The organism is Haloactinopolyspora alba (assembly GCF_003014555.1).
GTDB classification, from domain to species: Bacteria; Actinomycetota; Actinomycetes; order Jiangellales; family Jiangellaceae; genus Haloactinopolyspora; species Haloactinopolyspora alba.
The window spans coordinates 144,283-164,864 of record NZ_PYGE01000007.1 but is presented as its reverse complement, the minus strand read 5'-3'; the positions used below and the strand labels follow the sequence as shown (position 1 = coordinate 164,864).

Sequence of the window (20,582 nt, the reverse complement as noted above, 5' to 3'; positions counted from 1 at the left end):
CGCCCTGGTCAGGCTCCGTCGGCCCCGCGGTCGGCGGCGGGTGATGAGGCGCGCGCACGACCTGCCCTTACCCACAACGGCTGCGGGTCAGGCCTGTGCGGTTCCCGGACGGATGTCACACGTCGATGCGCGTCCGGTCGAGCTCCGCGGCGCCGGCGATGATGAACTCCTTGCGTGGTGCGACGTCGTTGCCCATGAGCAGCTCGAACATCCGCTCGGCGGCCTCGCCGTCGGCGGCGTTGATACGCCGCAACCGGCGGTGCCGCGGGTCCATGGTCGTCTCGGCCAGCTGCTCCGGGTCCATCTCGCCGAGTCCCTTGTAACGCTGCGGCGTGTCCTTGACCCGCACGCCCTTGCGCGCCAGCTCGCGCATCGTGCGGTCGAGGTCGGCGTCGGTGTACGTGTAGACGTACTTGTCCTGACCCTTTTTCGGGTTCGCGATCTCGACACGGTGCAACGGGGGCATCGCGGCGTACAGCCGGCCGGCCTCGACGAACGGCCGCATGTACCGGAAGAACAGGGTGATCAGCAACGTGCGGATGTGCGCGCCGTCGACGTCGGCGTCGGTCATCAGGATGACCCGGCCGTACCGGCTCTGCTCGATGTCGAAGCTGCGCCCGCTGCCGGCGCCCAGCACCTGGATGATGGCGGCACACTCGACGTTCTTGAGCATGTCGCCGACCGAGGCCTTCTGCACGTTCAGGATCTTGCCGCGGATGGGCAGCAGCGCCTGGTGTTCGGCGTCGCGGGCCGAGCGCCCGGTGCCGAGCGCGGAGTCGCCCTCGACGACGAACAACTCGGAGCGCTCGAGGTTGGCCGAACGGCAGTCGACCAGCTTGGTCGGCAGCGAGCTCGTCTCGAGCGCGTTCTTGCGCCGCACGGTCTCCTTGTGCAGCCGGGCGGCCACCCGCGCCTTCGCCGCGGCGACGACCTTCTCGAGCAGCGCCGTGGCCTGTGCCTTCTGCGCGCGCTTGGTCGAGGTCAGGATGCTCTTGAGCTCGCGCTCGACGACCCCGGCGACGATGCCGCGCACGGCCGCCGTGCCCAGCACCTCCTTCGTCTGCCCCTCGAACTGTGGCTCGTCGAGGCGGACGGTCACCACCGACGTGAGCCCCTCGAGGACGTCGTCCTTCTCGATCTTGTCGTTCGCGGCCTTCAGCCGGCGCGCGTTGGCCTTGACCTGATCGCGCATCGTCTTCAACAGGCCCTGCTCGAAGCCCGTGACGTGGGTGCCGCCCTTCGGCGTGGCGACCACGTTGACGAACGACCGCGACGCGTTGTCGTAGCCGGTGTCCCACCGCAGGGCCACGTCGACGGTGCACGTGCGCTCCGTGTCCTTCGACACGAGCTGGCCGTCCTCGTCCAGCACCGGGACGGTCTCGCGGAAGGTGTCCGAGCCGGTGAGCCGCAGCACGTCCGTCACCGCGGCACCCGGGCTGAGGTAGTCGACGAACTCGCTGATGCCTCCGTCGTGGCGGAACGTCTCCTCGACCGTCTCGTCGCCGCGCTCGTCGCGGACCACCAGTTCGAGTCCCGGAATCAGGTACGAGGTCTGGCGGGCACGGGAGATGATGTCGTCCCAGTCGTAACCGGCCTCGCCGAGGAAGATCTGCCGGTCGGCGAAGAACCGCACCCGGGTGCCGGTGACCCGCTTGGCGACCCGGCCGGTGACGCGCAGCTCGGAATGGTCGGTGAACGGGGTGAACGGCGCGTCGGGACCGTCGCCGTCGTAGGTGCCGGGCTCGCCGCGGCGGAACGACATCGCGTGGGTCCGACCGTCCTTGTCGACCTCGACGTCCAGCCGGGCCGACAGCCCGTTCACGACGCTGGCTCCGACGCCGTGCAGGCCGCCGGTGGCCGCGTACGACCCGCCGCCGAACTTCCCGCCCGCGTGCAGCTTGGTGAAGACGACCTCGACACCGGACAGGCCGGACTTGGTGTGCATGTCCACGGGGATGCCACGGCCGTTGTCGATGACCTCGGCCGAGCCGTCGGCGCGGAGGATGACCTCGACCCGGTCGCAGTAGCCGCCGAGCGCCTCGTCGACCGCGTTGTCGATGACCTCCCACAGGCAGTGCATGAGCCCGCGGGAGTCGGTGGAGCCGATGTACATGCCCGGCCGCTTGCGTACGGCCTCCAGCCCTTCGAGAACCGAGAGGTGCCGCGCGGTGTAGTCCCCGCGCTTCGCACTTCCGGCGCGGGCCGCGGCGGTCCCGCCGGGTAGACGTGTCTCGGCCGTTTCAGCGGTCACGGCTCGGCGCCCTCCTCCTGATACACATGACGAACGTCAGCGCTGCCACACTATGCCCGGAGCGCGACGAAGCACGGCAGCCACGCCTACGGCTCGGCAGGCCGTGCCCACGCACCGCCCCACCCGGCGTGAGCAGCCTCACACGGTGGCCGTTACGCGCAGAGCGAACCAGGCCGCGCCCGCGTCGCGGGAAACGTTGAGGGTGATTTCATGTTGGTACGGATGCAGGAAACGACCACCGTAAGAACCCGGTGGCCCACCGAACAGGAAGGTATGCGACGTGACCACTGCTCTCGCTACCAGCCCCTTGAAAGCCATCGACCGCTGCGACAGCTGCGGCGCCCAGGCATACATCCGCGTCGTGCTCAGCGAGGGCGAGCTCCTCTTCTGCGGCCACCACGGACGTCGGCACGAGCCCAAGCTCCGCCCGATCGCTCTGGAGTGGCACGACGAGACGAGCCGCCTGCACGAGAAGCCGGAGCCCGTCGACGACTGACCACCGCCACGTGACTTCCCGGTCACGGGCACGGCGTGTTCGACCGTGTCCGTGACCGGTTCACACTCACCGGCGGTCGGTGCCGCCCTGGCCTCGCTCCTGCCGGCCTCGCAGCACGAAGGCCATCAGCACGCCGGTGAGCGCGCCGAACAGATGCCCCTGCCACGAGACGCCGGGCTGGACGGGCAGCACCCCCAACGCGATACTGCCGTACATCAGCACCACCACGGTCGCCACGACCACGCTGAGCACCCTGCGGGTCAGCACACCCCACGCGACCAGGAACGCCGCGTACCCGTACACGAGTCCGCTGGCGCCGATGTGCACCGTGTTCTCCCCCGCGACGAGCCACGTCGCCAGCCCACCGAGCAACGCCACGCCGATGGTCACTGCCGGGTACCGCCGGGTCGTGACCGCGATGAGCAGCCCGAGAACCAGGAACGCGCCGGTGTTCGCGATCAGATGGTCGAACCCGCCGTGCAGGAACGGCGCGGCCAGCACGCCCGGCAGGCCCTCGCCCTCACGGGGACGGATGCCGTACTGGTCGAGGTCGACGCCCGGCACCAGGTCGACGATCTCTTGCGCCCACATGAGCAGCACCATGACGAAGACCGGCACCATCGCCGCGACCGCCGGCGGGATCTCGCGGCGCGGCGTCACCTGACCCGAGGACGACACGCCACCAGTCTAGGGCTCCGTCCGCGCGAGCACCGGCTCCAGGACGGCACGGACGCGCTCGGCCGCGCCGTGCCCCGGGTCCCACGTGCAGCCCACACCCACCGCGGCCACCCGGCCGGTGTCCGCCACCCGCCCCAGCGCCGCCGCGAGATCGTCCGCCGAAGGACCGTCCGGCACCGGGAACAGCAGACCCGGCAGTTCGGCGGCGTCCACGACGTCGAGATCGACGTGCAGGTAGATCGGCCCGTCGGGAACCCGGTCGGCGTCCAGTTCGTCGACCGCGCAGCGCCGTAGGGCCGACGACTCCAGGTACTCGCGCTCGGGCGGGTCGAGGTCACGGGCTCCGGCCAGCACCACCCGGTCTTCGGCGACGGGCGTCAACCCGAGCGCGTCGGCGACGAGCTCCGGGCGGTACCCGGTCAGCAGCCGCAGCGGGATGCCGCCGAGATAGCCCGACTCCGTCGTCTCCAGTGTCTGGACGTCGCCGTGCGCGTCGAACCACACGATCGACGGGTCGTGGCCGGCCCGTTGCAACCCCGCCACGACACCGAGCGAGGTGGTGCAGTCGCCCGACTGGACCACGACGGTGCGGCCCCCGGCCGCCTCGGTCCGCACCGTGGCCGCGACCTGCTCGTACAGCACCGCCATCCGCTGCCAGGCGTCGCCGGCGGGTAGCGCGGCGGTGACGGTCACGTCGGGCGGCACCGGGACGTCCAGCCCGGGCCGGTGCTCGTCCAGGTGGTACGGGAGCAGAACAGATGGTGGGCGGTTCACTGGCGTCATGACACCAGTAAACCGCCCACCATCTGCGTGTCCGCTACGGGGCGGACGCGCGATCAGTCCAGATAGTCGCGCAGCACCTGCGAACGCGACGGGTGCCGCAGCTTGCTCATGGTCTTGCTCTCTATCTGCCGGATGCGCTCCCGGGTGACGCCGTAGACCTTGCCGATCTCGTCCAGGGTCTTCGGCTGGCCGTCGGTGAGCCCGAAGCGCATGGACACCACCCCGGCCTCACGCTCGGACAGCGTGTCCAGCACCGCGTGCAACTGCTCCTGCAGCAGCGTGAACGACACCGCCTCGGCCGGCACGATGGCCTCGGAGTCCTCGATCAGGTCACCGAACTCGCTGTCGCCGTCCTCGCCGAGCGGGGTGTGCAACGAGATCGGCTCGCGGCCGTACTTCTGGACCTCGACGACCTTCTCCGGCGTCATGTCCAACTCGGTGGCCAGCTCGTCCGGCGTGGGCTCGCGGCCGAGGTCCTGCAGCATCTGCCGCTGCACCCGGGCCAGCTTGTTGATGACCTCGACCATGTGCACCGGGATGCGGATGGTGCGCGCCTGGTCGGCCATGGCCCGGGTGATGGCCTGCCGGATCCACCACGTCGCGTAGGTGGAGAACTTGAAGCCCTTGGTGTAGTCGAACTTCTCGACCGCCCGGATCAGACCCAGGTTCCCCTCCTGGATGAGGTCGAGGAAGAGCATCCCGCGGCCGGTGTAGCGCTTCGCCAGCGAGACCACCAGCCGCAGGTTCGCCTCGAGCAGGTGGTTCTTGGCCCGGCGCCCGTCCTCGGCGATCCAGCCCAGCTCTTCGCGATACCGGGCCTGCATGGACTCGGACTCGGTGGCCAGCTTCTCCTCGGCGAACAGGCCGGCCTCGATGCGCTTGGCGAGCTCGACCTCCTCGCCGGCGTTGAGCAGCGGGACCTTGCCGATCTGCTTCAGGTAGTCCTTGACCGGGTCGGCGGTGGCGCCGGCGACGGCCACCTGCTGTTCGGGCTCGTCGGTGTCGTCGTCCTCCGACAGCACGAATCCCTCGTCCTCGGCCCGGGCCTCCTCTGCGGCCAGCTCACGAGGGTCGGGGTCGATGTCGGTCGGGACGACGCCGTTGCCCTCGACGGGCTTGGCCGCCTTGCTGCCCTTCTTCTTCGACCGCGACGTCTTGGGAACCGCTTCAGCAGCCGCTTCTGAGAAGCCGGCCTCGTCCGAGTCGACCTCGGTACTCGCCTTCTTCACCGCCGTGTTCACAGATCCTTCGCCCTTCTTGGCCGCCGGCTTGGACTTGTTGCCTGCCGCCGCGGTGGCCACGGCGCCGGACCGTGAGGACGTCGCAGCGGCCACTCGCTTACGCGGACCCCGTGAGTCCGCAGCAGCTACCTCGACGGTAATACCGGTCGACTTCAAATGCTCGACAACGAACCTGCTCTCTTTCATCGGCAGGTTGGCGGCCCCGCAAGCACTGCGGACGTCCTCGGCCGTAACCGAGCCGGACTCCAGCCCCCGCGTCACGAGCTCCTGAACCGGCGGAAGTTCGAGGATCTGGGCGTGCTTGGTGCTAGACGGGCTCGACGACACGTACGACCTCTCGATGTTCGTTGTGAGTGACAGCGGCTCGTAAGAAGGCAGCTCGACGGCAGCACAACATTCTGGCACAGGTGTTGCTTCCCGTTCACTCCAGAACGCGTGCTGCTGCCGCGACGAGCAAGGCTCATCGACCGGCCCACCGTAGCGCGAGAACGGTGACGTCGTCCGTCGACTCGTCGACTCGCATCCGTTCGATGACGGTGTCCAGCAGTTGGCCCAGCGGAGCGCCACGCTGGTCCTCCAGGAACCGCAGGAGCTGGGTGAACCCGTCCTCCAGTGACCGGCGGCGGCTCTCGATCAGTCCGTCGGTGAACGCGATCAGGACGTCACCCGGCGACAGCCGCACCGACTGGGACGACCGCGGCTCGGCCACACCCACCGGTGTCGTGCCCGCGTGCACGTCGACCAGCTCGACCTCGCCCGCGGCCGGGATCCGGATCAGCGGCAGGTGCCCGGCGTCTCCGACCGAGACCACACCCGACGACGGATCGACCAGCGCGTAGACGACCGTGAGCATCTCGATGACGTCGTCGCGCTCCACCAGCCGATCGAGCCCGTGCAGGACCGCCGCGGGGTCCGGGTCGGTCAGCGCGAGCGCCCTCAGCGCCGACCGCATCTGGCCCATCTCGGCCGCCGCCGCCACACCGTGGCCCATGACGTCACCGAGCGCCAGACCCAGAGCGCCGTCGGGTAGCACGAACGCGTCGTACCAATCGCCACCGACCGCGTCCTCACCCATCTCGGAGCCCACGTCCGACCTGCTGCGTGCCTCGAGCTCCACGCCGGGAACGGACGGCAGGCTCCGCGGCAGCAACCCCTGGCTGAGCGACACGGCGGCCGTACGTTCCCGCTCGAACAGCCGGGCGCGGGCGAACGCGAGCGAGCACTGCTGCGCGACCGCGCGCAGGAACCGGCACACGTCGCTGTCGAACTCACGCTCCTCGGCGAAGGCGAACCGGACCGCGCCGACGTGCTCACCGTCCACGGTCAGCGGCAGCACGGCCCAGGCCCGCTCGTCCGTGGCGTCCAGGAACGCGCGGAACCGCGGGTCGGGGAAATCGTCGCGGACGTGCGCGGCACCCGAGACGAACATCGGCCAGCCCGTCCGCATCACCTCGGCCACCGGCGAGACGGCGTCCTCGGGCCAGTCCTGGACCTGATCGCCGGCCGGCCGCGCCCGCACCGCGTACGGGCCGCGCTGCCCGATCAACGTGACACCGGTGCGCAGCGCGCCCACGCTCCGGCGGCCGATGTCCTCGACCGCCTCGGCGACCTCCTCCACGGCCACAGCGCGGGACAGGACGTCCGAGACCTCCAGCAACCGCACGTTGCGCGCGCGGCTGCGCCGCAGCGACGAGATGGCGCGCTGATGGCTGGTGTCGTCGACGACGAACATCGCCACCTCCCGCCCGCGGCCCTCGTCGACGAGGTACCAGGACGAGTGCAGGTGGTAGGCGTTCGGAGCGTCCGGAACGGGCGGTTCCTCGGCCTCCACGGACTCGCCGGTGCGCAGCACCCGCTCGATCATCTCGTCGGTGTGGGCCGCGAGCGCGTCCGGCAGGACCTCGGACGGGGTCCGGCCGAGGTGTTCGGCGATGCTGCGCCCGGAACGCTCGGCCAGCGCCGCGTTCACCGCCAGATAACGGTGCTCCGCATCGAAGACCGCGAAACCCACCGGGGCGTCGACCCCCGCCAGCGCGCCGAGCAGCCGTTGCGCGTCCGCCGGCCGCATCGGTCCCCTAGGCCTTCGCGGCGCGTTTGGCCTCGCGCTTGGTAGCCCGGACACGCGCCAGCGACTCGTCGTCGACCACGTCGGCCACCGAGCGGCTGGCGCCCTCCTCGCCGTAAGCACCCGCCGCTTCGCGCCAGCCGTCCGGCCGCACGTCGAACTGCTTGCCGAGCAGCGCGACCAGAATGGCCGCCTTCTGCGCGCCGAACCCCGGCAGCGCCTTCAACCGGCGCAGCAGTTCCGCGCCCGTGTGCGCACCGGTCCAGATGGCGGCGGCGTCACCGTCGTACTCCTCGACGACGTACGAGGCCAGCTTCTGGATCCGGCCCGCCATCGCGCCCGGGAACCGGTGCACGGCAGGCGTACGTGAGACCAGCTCGGCGAACTCGTCCGGGTCGCGGTCGACGACCACGGCCGGGTCGAGCGTCTCGGTTCCGAGCCGCGACACGATGACCGCCGGGCCGGCAAACGCCTTCTCCATCGGCACCTGCTGGTCCAGCAGCATCCCGACCAGCAGCGCGAACGGATCGCGGGCCAGCAGCGCGTCGGCGTCGGCGTCGCCCGCCAGGTACAGCGTCGTCATGATCCGCACGTCCTTCGATCAGCCCAGGTCCTCGGCCTTGACGGCCAGGACCGGGCACGGCGCGTCCAACAGGATACGTTGAGCATTGCTCCCCAAGATCAGTTTTCCGACCGGGCTGCGGCGCCGGAGCCCGATGACGATGAAGTCGGCGCCGGTCTCCTCGGCCACCGAGATCAGATCCTCCGCCACGTCCATACCGCGGACCAGCTGGCGCACCTCGGCCTCGACGCCCGCCTCGGCGAGCTGGCCACGGGCCTGTTCGAGTTCGGCGTCGGCGCGCGCGGCCTCCTCGCCGTCGTGGTCGCGTCCTCCATGGGCCGAGTTGATCACGACCAGGCGCGCGCCGCGGAGCTTCGACTCCTCGGCGGCGCGCCGCAGCGCCGCGCGGCCCTCGGGCTTCGGAACGTACCCCACGACGATCGCGGTCATCGCATCCTTCTCTCGCACCCGCCGGCTCCTGCCGCACGGATGTCGTGCTCGTGTCAGGTCGCGGCGCAACGCTACCGCAACACGGCGCCACCGGACCCGCGCAGCGGCCATTCGCCGTACTCGCAGCGCGGGCGGCCTCGCGCTGCCCTGGCGGTGTCGGTGCCTTGTGGGACCATCTGGTCATGCGCGTCCTCCACCTCGACCTGGACGCGTTCTTCGCATCGGTCGAACAGCGCGACAAGCCGTCGCTGCGCGGTCGGCCGGTCATCGTCGGCGGTATCGGCCCGCGCGGGGTGGTGTCCACCGCCTCCTACGAGGCGCGCACGTTCGGTGTCCGCTCTGCCATGTCGATGAGCGAGGCCCGGGCGCGCTGCCCGCACGCGGCGTACCTGGCCGGCAGGTTCGCCGTCTACCGCGAGGTCAGCGAGTTCGTCATGGACCAGTTGCGCGCGATCTCGCCGCTGCTCGAGCCGCTCTCGCTCGACGAGGCGTTCGTCGACCTCGGCGGCAGCGACCTGCCCGACCTCTCCCCCGGCCCGGTCCGCAAGCTCGCCGACGACCTGCGCGCCACCATCCGCGCACGTACCGGCGTCACCGCCAGCGTCGGCGTGGCGTCGTCGAAACTCATGGCGAAGATCGCCTCGGAACAGGCCAAGCCCGACGGCATGGTCGTCATCGAGCCCGGCGCCGAGCTCGACGTGCTGCACCCGCTGAGCGTGCGCGCGCTGCCCGGCGTCGGTCCGGCCACGGCGGCTCGGCTGGCGCGGCTGGGGGTGAAGACGGTGGGCGACCTGGCCCGTATCACCGAGCCCGACCTCGTCGACCTGGTCGGCGCTGCACACGGAGGCATGCTGCACCGGCTGGCGCGGGCCCGCGACGAGCGGGCGGTCAGCACCGAGCGCGAATCGAAATCCATCAGCGTCGAGGACACCTTCGATCGTGACGTCACCGACCCGACGCTGCTGGCGGCGCTGGTCACGCGGCTGGCCGAGAAGCTGGCCGAGCGGATGAACGCATCCGGGCACTCCGGGCGGACCATTACGCTCAAGACCCGGCTCCACGACTTCACGACGCTGTCGCGATCGGCCACGTTGCCCGCTCCCACCGACGACCCGCGCACCGTGTCGCGCGTCGCGTCCCGCCTGCTGTCGGAGATCGACGTCACCGGTGGTGTCCGGCTGCTCGGCGTCGGCGTCTCCGGACTGTCCGACTGGGTCCAGGACGATCTGTTCGGCACCGAGCCGGAGGCCGCCGAGGACCCCGGCGAGCGGTCCGCCGGCGGGTTCGTCGGCGTGCGCACCGACGGGGCGTCGGGCGAGGACGCGCCGGCCGACGCGGTGCCGAGCGACGGTGACCGTGCCGGTGACGTCCGGGTCGGCGAACTCCTGCACGAGACGCAGGCGTGGGTGCCCGGCATGGACGTCGTGCACGACGAGCACGGCCCGGGCTGGGTCTGGGGCAGCGGACTCGGCCGGGTCACCGTCCGGTTCGAGACCGCCGGCACACCGCCCGGCCCGGTGCGCACGTTCGCCGCCGACGACCCCGCACTCTCCCCAGCCCGCCCCCACCCCCAAGCCCTTTCGGAATGATCACGTTCCGCATGGAATTCCATGCGGAGCGTGATCATTTCCCCGCAGGAGGAGTGGCTCTCAGGCGTTTCTCACATCGCGCGGGCACACTGAGAGCATGCGAGTACTTGTCGCCGACGACGACCCGAGCGTGCGCGAGTCGCTGCGCCGGTCGCTGACGTTCAACGGGTACCAGGTCGAGCTGGCCACCGACGGGGAGGAAGCGCTCCAGTCGATCACGGCCGCCACGCCGGACGCCGTCGTCCTCGACATCATGATGCCGCGCATGGACGGGCTGGCGGCCTGCCGGGCACTGCGTGCGGCCGGCAACGACCTGCCGATCCTGATGCTCACCGCGCGCGACGAGGTCTCCGACCGCGTCTCCGGGCTCGACGCCGGCGCTGACGACTACCTGCCGAAGCCGTTCGCGCTCGAGGAGCTGCTGGCCCGGCTGCGGGCGCTGCTGCGCCGGGCGACGCCGTCCGAGGACGGCACACCGTCGCACGAACTGCGCATGGGCGATCTGAGCCTCGACCCCGACACCCGCGACGTCACCAGGGGTTCGCGGAGCATCCGCCTGACGCGCACCGAGTTCGCCCTGCTCGAACTGTTGCTCAAGCACCCGCGCCAGGTGCTGACCCGGGACCGGATCCTCGAGGAGGTCTGGGGGTACGACTTCCCCACCACGGCGAACTCCCTCGAGGTGTACATCGGGTACCTGCGCCGCAAGACCGAGGACGCCGGCGAGCCCCGGCTGATCCACACCGTGCGGGGCGTCGGATACGTCGCGCGCGAGGATCCACCGTGAGTGACACGACCGACCGTGACCAGCGGAACGTCCCACCCGTTCCGCCGCCACCGGACGCCGCGCCGCATCCCGCCGGGTCCGGGACTCGTCCCGATGACGGCTCGACGGCCGGCCGGTCAGACGACGACACCGATGCGGACGGTGACTCCGGCCGGCCCGTCGGTGGCCGCGTCGGCGGCGGGGTCTCGCGCTATGTCGGGCGTCTTTCGCTGCGCACCCGGGTCGGCGCGCTCGCGGCATTCGGCGTCGGGCTGGCCGTCACGCTGACCGCGCTCGCCGCTTATCTGACGGTGTCGGCCCAGCTCACCGACAGCGTCGACGAAAGCCTGCTGGATCGCGCCGAGCAGGCGGTGTCGACCCCGTTCGGTGACCCCGCGATGCTGGTGCAGCAGCCCGCCGAGGCGATCCTCGCCGCCGACCTGCGCATCGGCCTGCTCCGCGCCGACGGTCAGCCGTTCGCGGCCAACGAGGCCAGCACGCCGCCGATGGGCGACCCGGAGCTGGCGGTGGCCAAGGGCCGGTCGGCCGAGAGCGTGCGAACCGTCGAACTCGACGGAGGTTCGTTCCGGGTGGTCGCCGTTCCGGCCGCCCCCGACTTCGCGCTCGTTCTCGCCCAGCCGACCGAGCAGACCGAGGAGGTCCTGGCCCGGCTGCGCACCGTGTCCATCATCGCCGGCGGTGTCGGCATCGTACTGGCGGCCTGGGCCGGCATGTCGATCGCCCGCGGCGGCCTGCGCCCGGTGCGGCGGCTCACCGACGCCGCCGAGCACGTCGCCGAGACCGGCGAGCTCGAACCGATCGAGGTGACCGGCAGCGACGAGATCGCCCGCCTGGCGCACGCCTTCAACGCGATGCTGGTGGCGCTGCGCGAGGCCCGGCTGCGCCAGTCGCGGCTGGTCGCCGACGCCGGGCACGAGTTGAAGACGCCGCTGACCAGCATGCGCACCAACCTCGACCTGCTGGCGCAGAGCGAGGCCAGCGGCGGGATGTCCGCCGACGACCGCGCCCAGCTGATCACAGACACCCGTGCCCAGGCGGTCGAGCTCACCCAGCTGGTCGGCGACCTCGTCGAGCTCTCTCGCGAGGATCCGCCCGCCGCGGCCGCCGAGCGGATCGACCTCGCCGACGTGGTCCGCGACGCCCTGGAGCGGGTGCGCCGGCGGGCGCCGGACGTCGCGTTCTCCGCCGACCTGCACTCGTCGCCCGTCGACGGCGACGCGACCCAGCTCGAACGTGCTGCCACGAACCTGCTGGACAACGCCGCGAAGTTCAGTCCGCCGCACGGCACTGTGACGGTCACGCTGCGCGACGGCGCCCTCGACGTCAGCGACGAGGGTCCCGGTATCGCCGAGACGGACGTCGACCGCGTCTTCGACCGCTTCTACCGTTCCACCGAGGCCCGTGGTCTCCCCGGTTCCGGGCTCGGGCTGGCCATCGTCAAGGCGACGGCGGAACGGCACGGCGGCAGCGTGGACGCCGGCCGGTCGCCGTCGGGCGGAGCCCGGCTGACGATGCGCCTGCCAGCAGCTTCTTCGTCTGCTCTTGACTGAATTTCAGTGTTCTCTCAGCGTATGGGGGCAGTGTAGGGGCATGAGCGACGACACGAACGACACAGGCCGCAACGACCGTCCGGCTTCGCCACCGACACCGGGGCCCACGCCTCCACCGCCGGCCACGAACACCGGCGGGACCGGCTGGTCGACACCGGCGGGCTCGCCCGCGGGTCGCCCGGGTCCGTGGACGAGCGCCGGGCAGGAAACACCGCCCGCGGGTGAGGCGGACACGACGGGTGCCGAACCCACGCGTGAGCAGCCCGCCACCGGCGAGTCCTCCGCGACGACGCCCACCGGGTCCGCCGCGGACGGAAGCGGCACAGCGACCGGCGGCGCGGCTTCCGGCGGCGCCGCACCGCCCTCGGACACGAGTGTGTTCGGGGTGGCCACGCCACCGCCCGGCGGCAGCGGCACCACCACAGCGCCGGAACCCCGCCGCAAGGGCCGCGGCCGGCTGGTCCTCGCCGGACTCGCCATCGGAGCGATCCTCGGCGGCGGCGCCGGAGCCGGCGTGACCCAGCTCGTCGACGACGAGGCCGAGACGGCCCCGTCGAACGCCGAACGCAGCGATCTCGACGTCGGGACGGACGGCGAGGCGGGCGGCAGCAACGACGACGACAGCGCCAACGGCCAGCCCGCCGCCACCGGATCGGACGTGCAGCAGGTCGCCGACCAGGTGCTGCCCAGCGTCGTGTCGATCTCGGTGCGTAGCCAGATGGGCCAGGCCGGCGGCACCGGCGTGGTCATCTCCTCCGACGGCGAGATCCTGACGAACAACCACGTCGTCGCGGCGGCCGCGCAGGGCGGCGGCGCGCTGCAGGTGACGTTCGCCGACAACACGACCGCCGAGGCAGAGGTCGTCGGCACCGACCCGCTGACGGACCTCGCCGTCATCAAGGCGCAGGGGGTCTCCGGCCTCACCCCGGCCGAGCTCGGCAGCTCGGCCGACCTCGGCGTCGGCCAACAGGTCGTCGCGATCGGTTCGCCGCTGGGCCTGGACGGCACCGTCACCAGCGGGATCGTGTCGGCGATGAACCGTCCGGTCGTCGCCGGTCAGCAGCAGCAACAGTCCGGCACGAACTCGGTCATCAACGCGATCCAGACCGACGCGCCGATCAACCCCGGAAACTCCGGCGGGCCGCTGGTCAACATGAACGGCGAGGTCATCGGCATCAACAGCGCCATCGCCACGGCCGGGCAGAGCTCCGGCTCGATCGGCCTGGGCTTCTCCATCCCGATCGACCAGGCCAAGCCGATCGTCGAGCAGCTGCTGGACGGCCAGGAGGCCACGCACGCGCGGATCGGTGTCGGTGTCAACAACCCGCAGGACACCCGCGGCGCCTACATCGCGTCGGTCAACCCGGGCAGCGGCGGCGACGAGGCCGGCCTGCAGGAGGGTGACATCGTGACCGCGGTCGACGACCGGCCGGTCAACAGCGCGACCTCGCTGATCGCCGCGATCCGCACGTACCGTCCCGGCGACGAGGTGACGCTGACGTACCTGCGCGACGGTGAGGAGCAGACCGCTCAGGTGACCCTGGGCAGTGACACCGAGACCACCTGATCCGGCCCGTCCGTCGCTCCGCCGCCCCGGCCGGCCGCCATCGCGCGGTCGCCGGGGCGGCGACGTCTGTCGGTGCGACCGGGCACACTGGCTGTCGTGCTCCTGAACGATGTCGCCGACACGTCCGTCGCGGTGGCCGAGGTCTCCGGCCGGCTGGCCAAGATCCGCACCCTGTCCGAGTGCCTGCGCCGCGCCGGGCCGGACGAAGCGCCGGTCGTCACCAGCTACCTCAGCGGTGAGCTGCGCCAACGCCGCACCGGTCTGGGGTACGCGGCTCTGCGCGAGATGCCGCCTCCCGCCTCCGAGGCCGGGTTGGACGTGCTCGAGGTCGATGCCGAGTTCGCCGAGCTCGCCCAACTGTCCGGCCCCGGGTCCACGACCCGGCGGCGCGAGCGCTTCCGGGCGCTGCTTACCCGGGCCACCCCCGCCGAGCAACGGCTACTGGCCGGGCTGGTCAGCGGTGAGCTGCGGCAGGGCGCGTCGGACGGCGTCCTCACCGAAGCCGTCGCCGTGGCGGCGGACCTGGATCCGGCCGAGGTGCGCCGCGCGGTGACCGTCGCCGGTGCGCTGGTGCCGGTGGCCGGCGCGGTGCTGGCCGAGGGAGCCGCGGGGCTGGCCGCGTTCCGGCTCACGGTGGGCTCGCCGGTACGTCCGATGCTCGCCGCGCCCGCCGCCGACATCGACGAGGCGCTCACCCGGACCGGCGAGGCCGCGGTCGAGTGGAAGCTCGACGGCGTGCGGGTGCAGATCCACCGCCGCGGTCGCGACGTCACCGTGTACAGCCGCACTCTCGACGACATCACCGCGCAGGTGCCCGAGATCGTCGAAGCGGCGCTCGCGCTGCCCGTCGAGTCCGTGGTCCTCGACGGCGAGACCATCGCTCTCGACCGGGACGGCCGGCCGCTGCCGTTCCAGCGCACCTCGGCACGGGTCAGCAGCCGGACCGCCGTCGAACGCGCCCGGCAGGAAGTGCCGCTGGCGGTCTACGTCTTCGACTGCCTGCACCTGGACGGCACCGACCTGATCGGCGAGCTCGGTCCGCGGCGCTGGGCCGCGATGGCCGGCGTGGTGCCCGAGGCGCACGTCGTGCCGCGCGTCGTCACCGCCGAGCCGGACGAGGCGCGCGCGTTCTTCGACCGTGCGCTGGCCCGCGGTCACGAGGGCGTCATCGTGAAGTCGTTGTCGGCGCCGTACGAGGCGGGCCGCCGGGGCGCGGGCTGGCTCAAGGTCAAGCCGCGGCACACCCTCGACCTCGTGGTCCTCGCCGCCGAGTGGGGCCACGGCCGGCGGCGCGGATGGCTGTCCAACCTGCATCTCGGCGCACGGGACCCCGCCGGTGACTACGGTCCCGAGGGCGGCTACGTCATGCTCGGCAAGACGTTCAAGGGCCTGACCGACGCCATGCTCGACTGGCAGACGCGACGGCTCCAGGAGCTCGCCGAGGGCTCGACGCAGCAACCGGTCGTCAGCGTCCGGCCGGAGTTGCTGGTCGAGGTGGCCTTCGACGGCGTGCAGACGTCACCGCGGTACCCCGCGGGCATGGCGCTGCGTTTCGCGCGCGTGCTGCGCCACCGCACCGACAAGCCGCCGGCCGAGGCCGACACCGTCGGCGCCGTACACGCCATCCTGCGCCCTGCCGGCACGACGCCGTGACCACCCGGCCCCGCACAGCCGGTGGTCAGCCGCGGTGGGCCTGCGCCAGCCGCTCCATGCCGTCGGCAAGCACCTCGACGCCGGTGTGGTCCGACGAGCTGAGCAGCAGCCCTGCCGCCTCCCACAGCGCGGTCTGCACGGCCTCCGCCGCCTGGTCGTCCGGTCCGTCGCTGCCCGCCGACGCGCGTTCCAGGCCGGTCGTCGCCTCGACCAGCCTGGCCCACGACGTCGGCGCGTAACGGCCGGTGACGACCCGCACGCGCTCGCCGTCCTTCAACACCGCGGACCGGTCACGGTCGTGCAGGTACTGCGCCACGGCCGCGCCGCCGACGGCGCCGAGGACGAGGCCCAACAGCACGCCCACGACGACCCCGACCGCGCCGAGGCCGAGCACGCCGATCAGCACACCCAGCAGGGCGGCGCCCACGACGGCGCCCGGCGCCGCGCCGAGCAGCTGGTGCCGACGCGCACCGATACCGGCGACCTGGAACAACGGCGGCGGGTCGCGCAGCACCTCGGGTAGGCGCTCACGCAGGACCGGGTCGTCCAGACCTGGGCGCAACACCGCGAACGTCTCGGGCACCGCTTGGCCCGACTCGGACGCGTGAGCAGGACGGCCCGATGTCCAGCGCACCGCACCCCATTGCCGTGTCTCGACCACGTTCGGCAGCCAGGCGCCACCGCCGGCACGGGACTGGTCCACGATCTCTTGTTGCTCGTCCCACGTACGCGACCACTCCCACTCTTTCATCACGGTCAGCGGGTGTGGTCGGCTCATCTCGATCTTCTCTCCATCATGATCGTTTCACCGCTGGTGGATTGTGCCCGCCCCCGAACGAGTCTGGTCCGAAGCTTACCTGCCGGAGCCGAGCCGATCAGTCGGCCATCCGGCCGTATTTGCGGCGTGCCTGCCGGATACCGTGAACACGTGTACCGGTTCCTGCTGACGCCACGGTGGATGGCTCTGCATGCCGTGATGATCATCGCCCTGCTGGTGTGTCTCGTCCTCGGCTGGTGGCAGTTCGGCGTGTACGAGAACAGCCGGGATCGCCAGGACGTCCGCGACGAGCCCGCAGTAGCGGTGTCCGAGCTCGCGCAGCCGGGCGAGCCGCTGGGTGACGCGCGCGAGCGGCCGGCCGTCGCCGAGGGCCGGTACCTGGCCGAGCAGCAGCGCCTGGTGCCGGGGCGGGTGCACGACAACGTCCTGGGCTCGTACGTCGTCACTCCGTTGCGCCTCGAGGACGGCATGGTCGTTCCCGTCCTGCGTGGTTGGGTCGACGACGCGGACGGCGCCGCGGCAACCGCGGTACCACCGGGGCCGGTCACGGTCGAGGGTCACCTGCTGCCGCCGGAGACCTCTGAGCACGCGACGGTCCGCCGCGGCCAGGTGCTCGAGCCCGGCCAGGTCGCCTACATCGCGCCCGGGCGGCTCGCCGAGCGCGCCGGCGTGCCGGAGCGGACGGCGTTGCGCGGATACCTGCTGCTCGGCGCCGAGAGCCCCGCTCCCACGGCGGCCCCGCAGCCGCTCGGCATCGACGAGGTGGCGCCGATCCGCGACGTCAGCCCGTGGCAGAACCTGTCCTACTGGGCGCAGTGGTGGGTCTTCGGCCTCGCGGCAGTCGTGTTCTGGGCGTCGATCGTGCGCTCGGGCGTACGGACGCGCAAACGCGAGATCAACGCACCCGCTGTGTCTCACGCGCCTTCGTGACCACGAAGCGCTCGGCCACGAACGATGCGAACGGGATGGTTCCGGCCAGCGCGATGAGCACCGCCCAGCTCGGCTTCCAGTTGCGCTGATACACCAGCATGCCCGTGGCGACCAGGTAGATCACGTAGAACCAGCCGTGGATCGGCGAGACGATGTGGCTCATGGTCGGGTCGCCGGCGGGACCGTAGCGGACGACCATGGCCACACACAGCACGAGCAGGAAGACCCCCGTGATGTAAGCCATCACGCGGTAGAAAGGCACAGCATCTCGGCGCACCCCTCGAGCCTATCGGCGACGACACGCGCGCACCGCCGCGGGCCCGTCCGGCACGCGCGCCCGGCCGGTGAGCGACAATCGCGACATGGCTCCGGTGCGGGTGCGGGACGCGATCGTCATCCCTGACGAGGAGCTGACCTGGCGCTTCTCGCGTTCCGGTGGTCCGGGAGGCCAGCACGTCAACACCACTGACTCGAGAGTGGAGCTGTCGTTCGACGTGTCGGCCTCGAGCGTGCTGGGCGCGGCCGAGCGTGAGCGGATCCGTACCCACCTCGGTGAGCGGCTCAACGACGGGGTGCTGACGATCGTGGCCGCCGAGCACCGTTCGCAGCTGCGCAACCGACGGGCAGCGATGGCGCGGCTCGCGCGGACCCTGGACGAGGCGCTGCGTCCGCCCCCGCCGCCACGGCGCCCCACGAAACCCTCACGCGCGGCCCGTGCCCGCCGTGTGGAGCACAAGAAGCAACGCGGCCGGACCAAACGGCTCCGGGGCCGCCCGGACGACGGCTGAGCGCGGGCACCGCGACACCGGCCCGGCCGGCCGGAGTTCCGGTGTCAGCTGCCGTCGTCACCGTCGCTGAGCTCGGCGAGGAACTGCTCGAGCTCCGCGCCGATCTCGTCGGCGCTGGGCACCGCCTGCTGTTCGGCGATGAGGCTGCCCCGGCTCTCGCTGCCCGCGAACGCGTCGTACTGACTCTCGAGCGCGTGCACGACCTTCGCCACCTGCTCGTTGCCCTCGACCTGCTCTTGCACCAGCTCGTCGGCACGGCGCGAGGCCTCGACGAGGTCGTCCGACGGCAACAACAGCCCGCTGACGCTGCTCAGCGCCCGTAGCAGGCTCAGCGACGCCTGCGGGTAATCGGACTCCGCGAGGTAGTGCGGCACCCGCGCCACCAGCCCGATGGCATCCTTCCCGGCCTTACCCAGCCGGTACTCGAGCAGCGACGAGACGTTTCCCGGAACGCGCAGCTCGACATCGACCATGCCGTTGCCGTCGAGCAGCTCGGGCCGGGTGGCGTGCGAGAGCACACCGATCGGCCGGGTGTGCGGAACCGGGTTCGGAATGCCCTGCACGCCGACGGACAACCGGACGTCTAGCCGTTCGACCAGGTCGATGACGGCGGCGGCGAACGCCTCCCACCGCACGTCCGGCTCAGGACCGGACAGCAGCAGGAACGACGACCCGGTGTCGTCGTGGACCCGGCGAAGCGTCAGCTCCGGTGCGGCGTACTCCTGGAACGCGCCGTCGGCGAAGCGCATCTCCGGCCGGCGGGAGCGGTAGTCGATCAACGTGTCCACGTCGAACCGCGCGACGACCTCGTGATCGAGGGTCGCCAGCAGATGGTCGATCAGACCCTTGCCGGCCTTCCCTGCATCGACGAACCCGTCGAACCAGTAGACGAGGACCGGCGACTCCGGCTCGGGCAGTTCACCGACGAACTCGTACAGATCACTGCCGTTCGACATGACCAGGCTCCAGACGTCGTGTGGACACGGACACCACGTACAACACCGAACCGGCCCGCACGCTTCCCGGAACAGATCATTCGTGCGCGGTGGCGACCACGCAGACGTCCACCGGCTCCTGATACGGCAGGCCCAGCAGCACGCAGACGAGGCCGAGGAACGCGTCCGCGTCGCGCAGCAGATCGTCGGCCTCGCGGACCGTCACCGCCGAGCGCAGCCCCGCCTGAGCCGCCGACCGCTTCCCCGCGTTGGCGGCGAAGAACGCGGCCCACTCGGACAGCTCGGGCGCCACCCCCGGGAGCAGCTCCCACACGTTCCGCGGGCCGTGGCCGCGCCGCGCGCTGCGCCCCGAGCGGCGTGGGTTGACCGGCCGCGCCCGCGCGGCCAGCACCGCCGCTGCCGCTCGCAGCGCGCCCAGGTGCGCCGCGACGAACCGGTCGTTCGCCGTGCCCGCCGTCGCGGACTCCGCCAGGCACGCCCGCGCCTGATCGATCAGGTCCAGCGTGGCGTGCCCCATCGGTGGGCGCGAGCGCCCGGGCCGGGACGCGTCCGAACCGTGCGTCGCCCTGCTGACCTGCTGGAATTCAACTGTCACCGTCGCCTCCGAACATGCCGTTCGAACTTTTGTTCGATACGCTGAAGACTGTACACCTCGGGACCGACAGCCCGTCAACACCGAACGCTCACCGACGGCGCGCCGAGATCCGGCGCCGCGTCACGGCCGCCGGCACGATGCGGCGCGGACGTCAGGCGCGCGGGCCGACGGTGGCCATGGCGCGGTCGACGGCATCGGTGAACGAACCCTGCGCGCCGGATGCGAGCCAGGAGTGCTGCGCGGCCACGAGACACCCGAACGCCGCGGCGGTGAGGGCGCGGGGCGTCGGATCGTCGGCGGCGTAGGGCGTGCCGGCCGCCTCGGCGCGATCCATCAGTTCGGCGACCACAGCGTCCTGCATGTGCTGCAGCTTCTGCAGGTAACCGGCCAACAGCACGGGAGTCTCGAAGACCATTCGATGGATCGGCTCCACCATCCGGACGCTGCCCGGCATCTCCGCCAAGGACGTCAGCACGTCGAACACTCGGCGCAGCGACGTCCAGACCGCCTCGTCGGCCGGGCGCGCACGCAGGGCGGCGAGCATGTCGTCCACGACGAGGTCGAACTTGCCGAGAACGACCTCCTCTTTGGACGAGAAGTAGCGGAAGACGCTGCGCTGGGACATGCCGACGGCTGCGGCGATGTCGTCGATGGTCGTGGCCTCGAAGCCGCGTTCGACGAACAGCTCGTTGGCGGCCTCGGCGATCTCGTTCCGCACCGCCCGACGGGTGCGCTCCCGGAGATCGCGCTGTTTCTCGCTCATGATGCCCAGACAGTAACAGGCTCCGTCCAGAATGACAGTAACTGCCATCCTAGGCGTACGCTGTCATCTGCAAGCGTCGGTTCAGCCACGAGGGGAAGAC

20 protein-coding genes are annotated in these 20,582 nt (G+C 71.4%); 8 read left to right on the top strand and 12 right to left on the bottom strand.

The window, feature by feature from the left end; genetic code table 11:
* Positions 1–115 precede the first annotated feature (115 nt).
* On the bottom strand, positions 116–2,251 hold the full coding sequence (locus CLV30_RS11890; RefSeq protein WP_106537421.1) for a DNA gyrase/topoisomerase IV subunit B: 2,136 nt from the start codon (positions 2,249–2,251) through the stop codon (positions 116–118).
* Between the two features lie 280 nt (positions 2,252–2,531).
* Between CLV30_RS11890 and CLV30_RS11885 the strand changes: the two genes are divergently transcribed.
* A complete protein-coding gene (locus CLV30_RS11885) occupies positions 2,532–2,747 on the top strand; it encodes a DUF7455 domain-containing protein (RefSeq protein WP_106537420.1) in 216 nt (71 codons plus the stop codon).
* 66 nt (positions 2,748–2,813) lie between these two features.
* Here CLV30_RS11885 and CLV30_RS11880 read toward each other — a convergent pair whose 3' ends face one another.
* The 6 genes from CLV30_RS11880 to CLV30_RS11855 all read right to left on the bottom strand — a co-directional run bounded on the left by CLV30_RS11880 (position 2,814) and on the right by CLV30_RS11855 (position 8,526).
* Positions 2,814–3,425, bottom strand: coding sequence for a rhomboid family intramembrane serine protease (locus CLV30_RS11880; RefSeq protein WP_205740763.1), 612 nt, complete (start codon positions 3,423–3,425; stop codon positions 2,814–2,816).
* Positions 3,426–3,434: 9 nt separating this feature from the next.
* Positions 3,435–4,208: an arginase family protein gene (locus CLV30_RS11875; RefSeq protein ID WP_106537419.1), complete on the bottom strand. Its 774-nt coding sequence runs from the start codon at positions 4,206–4,208 to the stop codon at positions 3,435–3,437.
* Between the two features lie 53 nt (positions 4,209–4,261).
* Entirely contained in the window at positions 4,262–5,776 is a 1,515-nt protein-coding gene (locus CLV30_RS11870; RefSeq protein ID WP_106537418.1) for an RNA polymerase sigma factor, read from the bottom strand.
* Between the two features lie 133 nt (positions 5,777–5,909).
* Positions 5,910–7,517, bottom strand: coding sequence for a SpoIIE family protein phosphatase (locus CLV30_RS11865; RefSeq protein ID WP_106537417.1), 1,608 nt, complete (start codon positions 7,515–7,517; stop codon positions 5,910–5,912).
* 7 nt (positions 7,518–7,524) lie between these two features.
* On the bottom strand, positions 7,525–8,097 hold the full coding sequence (locus tag CLV30_RS11860) for an HhH-GPD-type base excision DNA repair protein (protein WP_205740762.1): 573 nt from the start codon (positions 8,095–8,097) through the stop codon (positions 7,525–7,527).
* 18 nt (positions 8,098–8,115) lie between these two features.
* The gene (locus CLV30_RS11855; protein ID WP_106537416.1) at positions 8,116–8,526 is read right to left on the bottom strand and encodes a universal stress protein; all 411 of its coding nucleotides are present in this window, start codon (positions 8,524–8,526) and stop codon (positions 8,116–8,118) included.
* A gap of 182 nt (positions 8,527–8,708) precedes the next feature.
* Between CLV30_RS11855 and CLV30_RS11850 the strand changes: the two genes are divergently transcribed.
* The 5 genes from CLV30_RS11850 (at position 8,709) to CLV30_RS11825 (ending at position 15,672) form a co-directional block, all read left to right on the top strand.
* On the top strand, positions 8,709–10,115 hold the full coding sequence (locus CLV30_RS11850) for a DNA polymerase IV (RefSeq protein ID WP_106537415.1): 1,407 nt from the start codon (positions 8,709–8,711) through the stop codon (positions 10,113–10,115).
* Positions 10,116–10,212: 97 nt separating this feature from the next.
* Positions 10,213–10,902, top strand: coding sequence for a response regulator transcription factor (locus CLV30_RS11845; protein ID WP_106537414.1), 690 nt, complete (start codon positions 10,213–10,215; stop codon positions 10,900–10,902).
* Positions 10,899–12,452 (top strand): sensor histidine kinase, encoded by a 1,554-nt coding sequence (locus CLV30_RS11840; protein WP_106537413.1) that lies wholly within the window; start codon positions 10,899–10,901, stop codon positions 12,450–12,452. Before CLV30_RS11845 ends, CLV30_RS11840 begins: the two co-directional genes overlap by 4 nt.
* A 40-nt stretch (positions 12,453–12,492) precedes the next feature.
* The gene (locus tag CLV30_RS25980; RefSeq protein ID WP_129710982.1) at positions 12,493–14,019 is read left to right on the top strand and encodes a S1C family serine protease; all 1,527 of its coding nucleotides are present in this window, start codon (positions 12,493–12,495) and stop codon (positions 14,017–14,019) included.
* A gap of 96 nt (positions 14,020–14,115) precedes the next feature.
* Complete coding sequence (locus CLV30_RS11825; RefSeq protein WP_106537506.1) at positions 14,116–15,672, top strand: ATP-dependent DNA ligase; 1,557 nt, start codon at positions 14,116–14,118, stop codon at positions 15,670–15,672.
* A gap of 25 nt (positions 15,673–15,697) precedes the next feature.
* Here the strand turns inward: CLV30_RS11825 and CLV30_RS26440 are convergent, their stop codons facing one another.
* A complete protein-coding gene (locus CLV30_RS26440; RefSeq protein ID WP_106537411.1) occupies positions 15,698–16,450 on the bottom strand; it encodes a hypothetical protein in 753 nt (250 codons plus the stop codon).
* A 150-nt stretch (positions 16,451–16,600) separates the two neighbouring features.
* On the opposite strand from CLV30_RS26440, the gene CLV30_RS11815 reads away from it, so the two are divergent.
* Positions 16,601–17,380, top strand: a complete 780-nt coding sequence (locus CLV30_RS11815; protein WP_165358587.1) for an SURF1 family protein — start codon at positions 16,601–16,603, stop codon at positions 17,378–17,380.
* Here CLV30_RS11815 and CLV30_RS11810 read toward each other — a convergent pair.
* Positions 17,346–17,624, bottom strand: a complete 279-nt coding sequence (locus CLV30_RS11810; RefSeq protein ID WP_106537505.1) for a DUF3817 domain-containing protein — start codon at positions 17,622–17,624, stop codon at positions 17,346–17,348. The genes CLV30_RS11815 and CLV30_RS11810 overlap by 35 nt on opposite strands.
* Positions 17,625–17,742: 118 nt before the next feature.
* On the opposite strand from CLV30_RS11810, the gene arfB reads away from it, so the two are divergent.
* Entirely contained in the window at positions 17,743–18,168 is a 426-nt protein-coding gene (gene arfB, locus CLV30_RS11805) for an alternative ribosome rescue aminoacyl-tRNA hydrolase ArfB (protein ID WP_106537409.1), read from the top strand.
* Positions 18,169–18,212: 44 nt separating this feature from the next.
* Here arfB and CLV30_RS11800 read toward each other — a convergent pair whose 3' ends face one another.
* The 3 genes from CLV30_RS11800 to CLV30_RS11790 all read right to left on the bottom strand — a co-directional run bounded on the left by CLV30_RS11800 (position 18,213) and on the right by CLV30_RS11790 (position 20,482).
* Positions 18,213–19,124 (bottom strand): proteasome assembly chaperone family protein, encoded by a 912-nt coding sequence (locus CLV30_RS11800; protein ID WP_106537408.1) that lies wholly within the window; start codon positions 19,122–19,124, stop codon positions 18,213–18,215.
* A gap of 76 nt (positions 19,125–19,200) precedes the next feature.
* Complete coding sequence (locus tag CLV30_RS11795; RefSeq protein ID WP_205740760.1) at positions 19,201–19,719, bottom strand: SAV_6107 family HEPN domain-containing protein; 519 nt, start codon at positions 19,717–19,719, stop codon at positions 19,201–19,203.
* 151 nt (positions 19,720–19,870) lie between these two features.
* Complete coding sequence (locus CLV30_RS11790) at positions 19,871–20,482, bottom strand: TetR family transcriptional regulator (RefSeq protein WP_165358586.1); 612 nt, start codon at positions 20,480–20,482, stop codon at positions 19,871–19,873.
* Positions 20,483–20,582 lie beyond the last annotated feature (100 nt).

Excerpts from the sequence above, each read along its gene's own strand:
- CLV30_RS11875 (WP_106537419.1), bottom strand. The coding sequence starts at position 4,208 with ATGACGCCAGTGAACCGCCCACCATCTGTTCTGCTCCCGTACCACCTG.
- CLV30_RS11865 (WP_106537417.1), bottom strand. The coding sequence starts at position 7,517 with ATGCGGCCGGCGGACGCGCAACGGCTGCTCGGCGCGCTGGCGGGGGTC.
- CLV30_RS11860 (WP_205740762.1), bottom strand. The coding sequence starts at position 8,097 with ATGACGACGCTGTACCTGGCGGGCGACGCCGACGCCGACGCGCTGCTG.
- CLV30_RS11855 (WP_106537416.1), bottom strand. The coding sequence starts at position 8,526 with ATGACCGCGATCGTCGTGGGGTACGTTCCGAAGCCCGAGGGCCGCGCG.
- CLV30_RS11850 (WP_106537415.1), top strand. The coding sequence starts at position 8,709 with ATGCGCGTCCTCCACCTCGACCTGGACGCGTTCTTCGCATCGGTCGAA.
- CLV30_RS11845 (WP_106537414.1), top strand. The coding sequence starts at position 10,213 with ATGCGAGTACTTGTCGCCGACGACGACCCGAGCGTGCGCGAGTCGCTG.
- CLV30_RS25980 (WP_129710982.1), top strand. The coding sequence starts at position 12,493 with ATGAGCGACGACACGAACGACACAGGCCGCAACGACCGTCCGGCTTCG.
- CLV30_RS26440 (WP_106537411.1), bottom strand. The coding sequence starts at position 16,450 with ATGAGCCGACCACACCCGCTGACCGTGATGAAAGAGTGGGAGTGGTCG.
- CLV30_RS11810 (WP_106537505.1), bottom strand. The coding sequence starts at position 17,624 with ATGGCTTACATCACGGGGGTCTTCCTGCTCGTGCTGTGTGTGGCCATG.
- arfB (WP_106537409.1), top strand. The coding sequence starts at position 17,743 with ATGGCTCCGGTGCGGGTGCGGGACGCGATCGTCATCCCTGACGAGGAG.
- CLV30_RS11800 (WP_106537408.1), bottom strand. The coding sequence starts at position 19,124 with ATGTCGAACGGCAGTGATCTGTACGAGTTCGTCGGTGAACTGCCCGAG.
- CLV30_RS11790 (WP_165358586.1), bottom strand. The coding sequence starts at position 20,482 with ATGAGCGAGAAACAGCGCGATCTCCGGGAGCGCACCCGTCGGGCGGTG.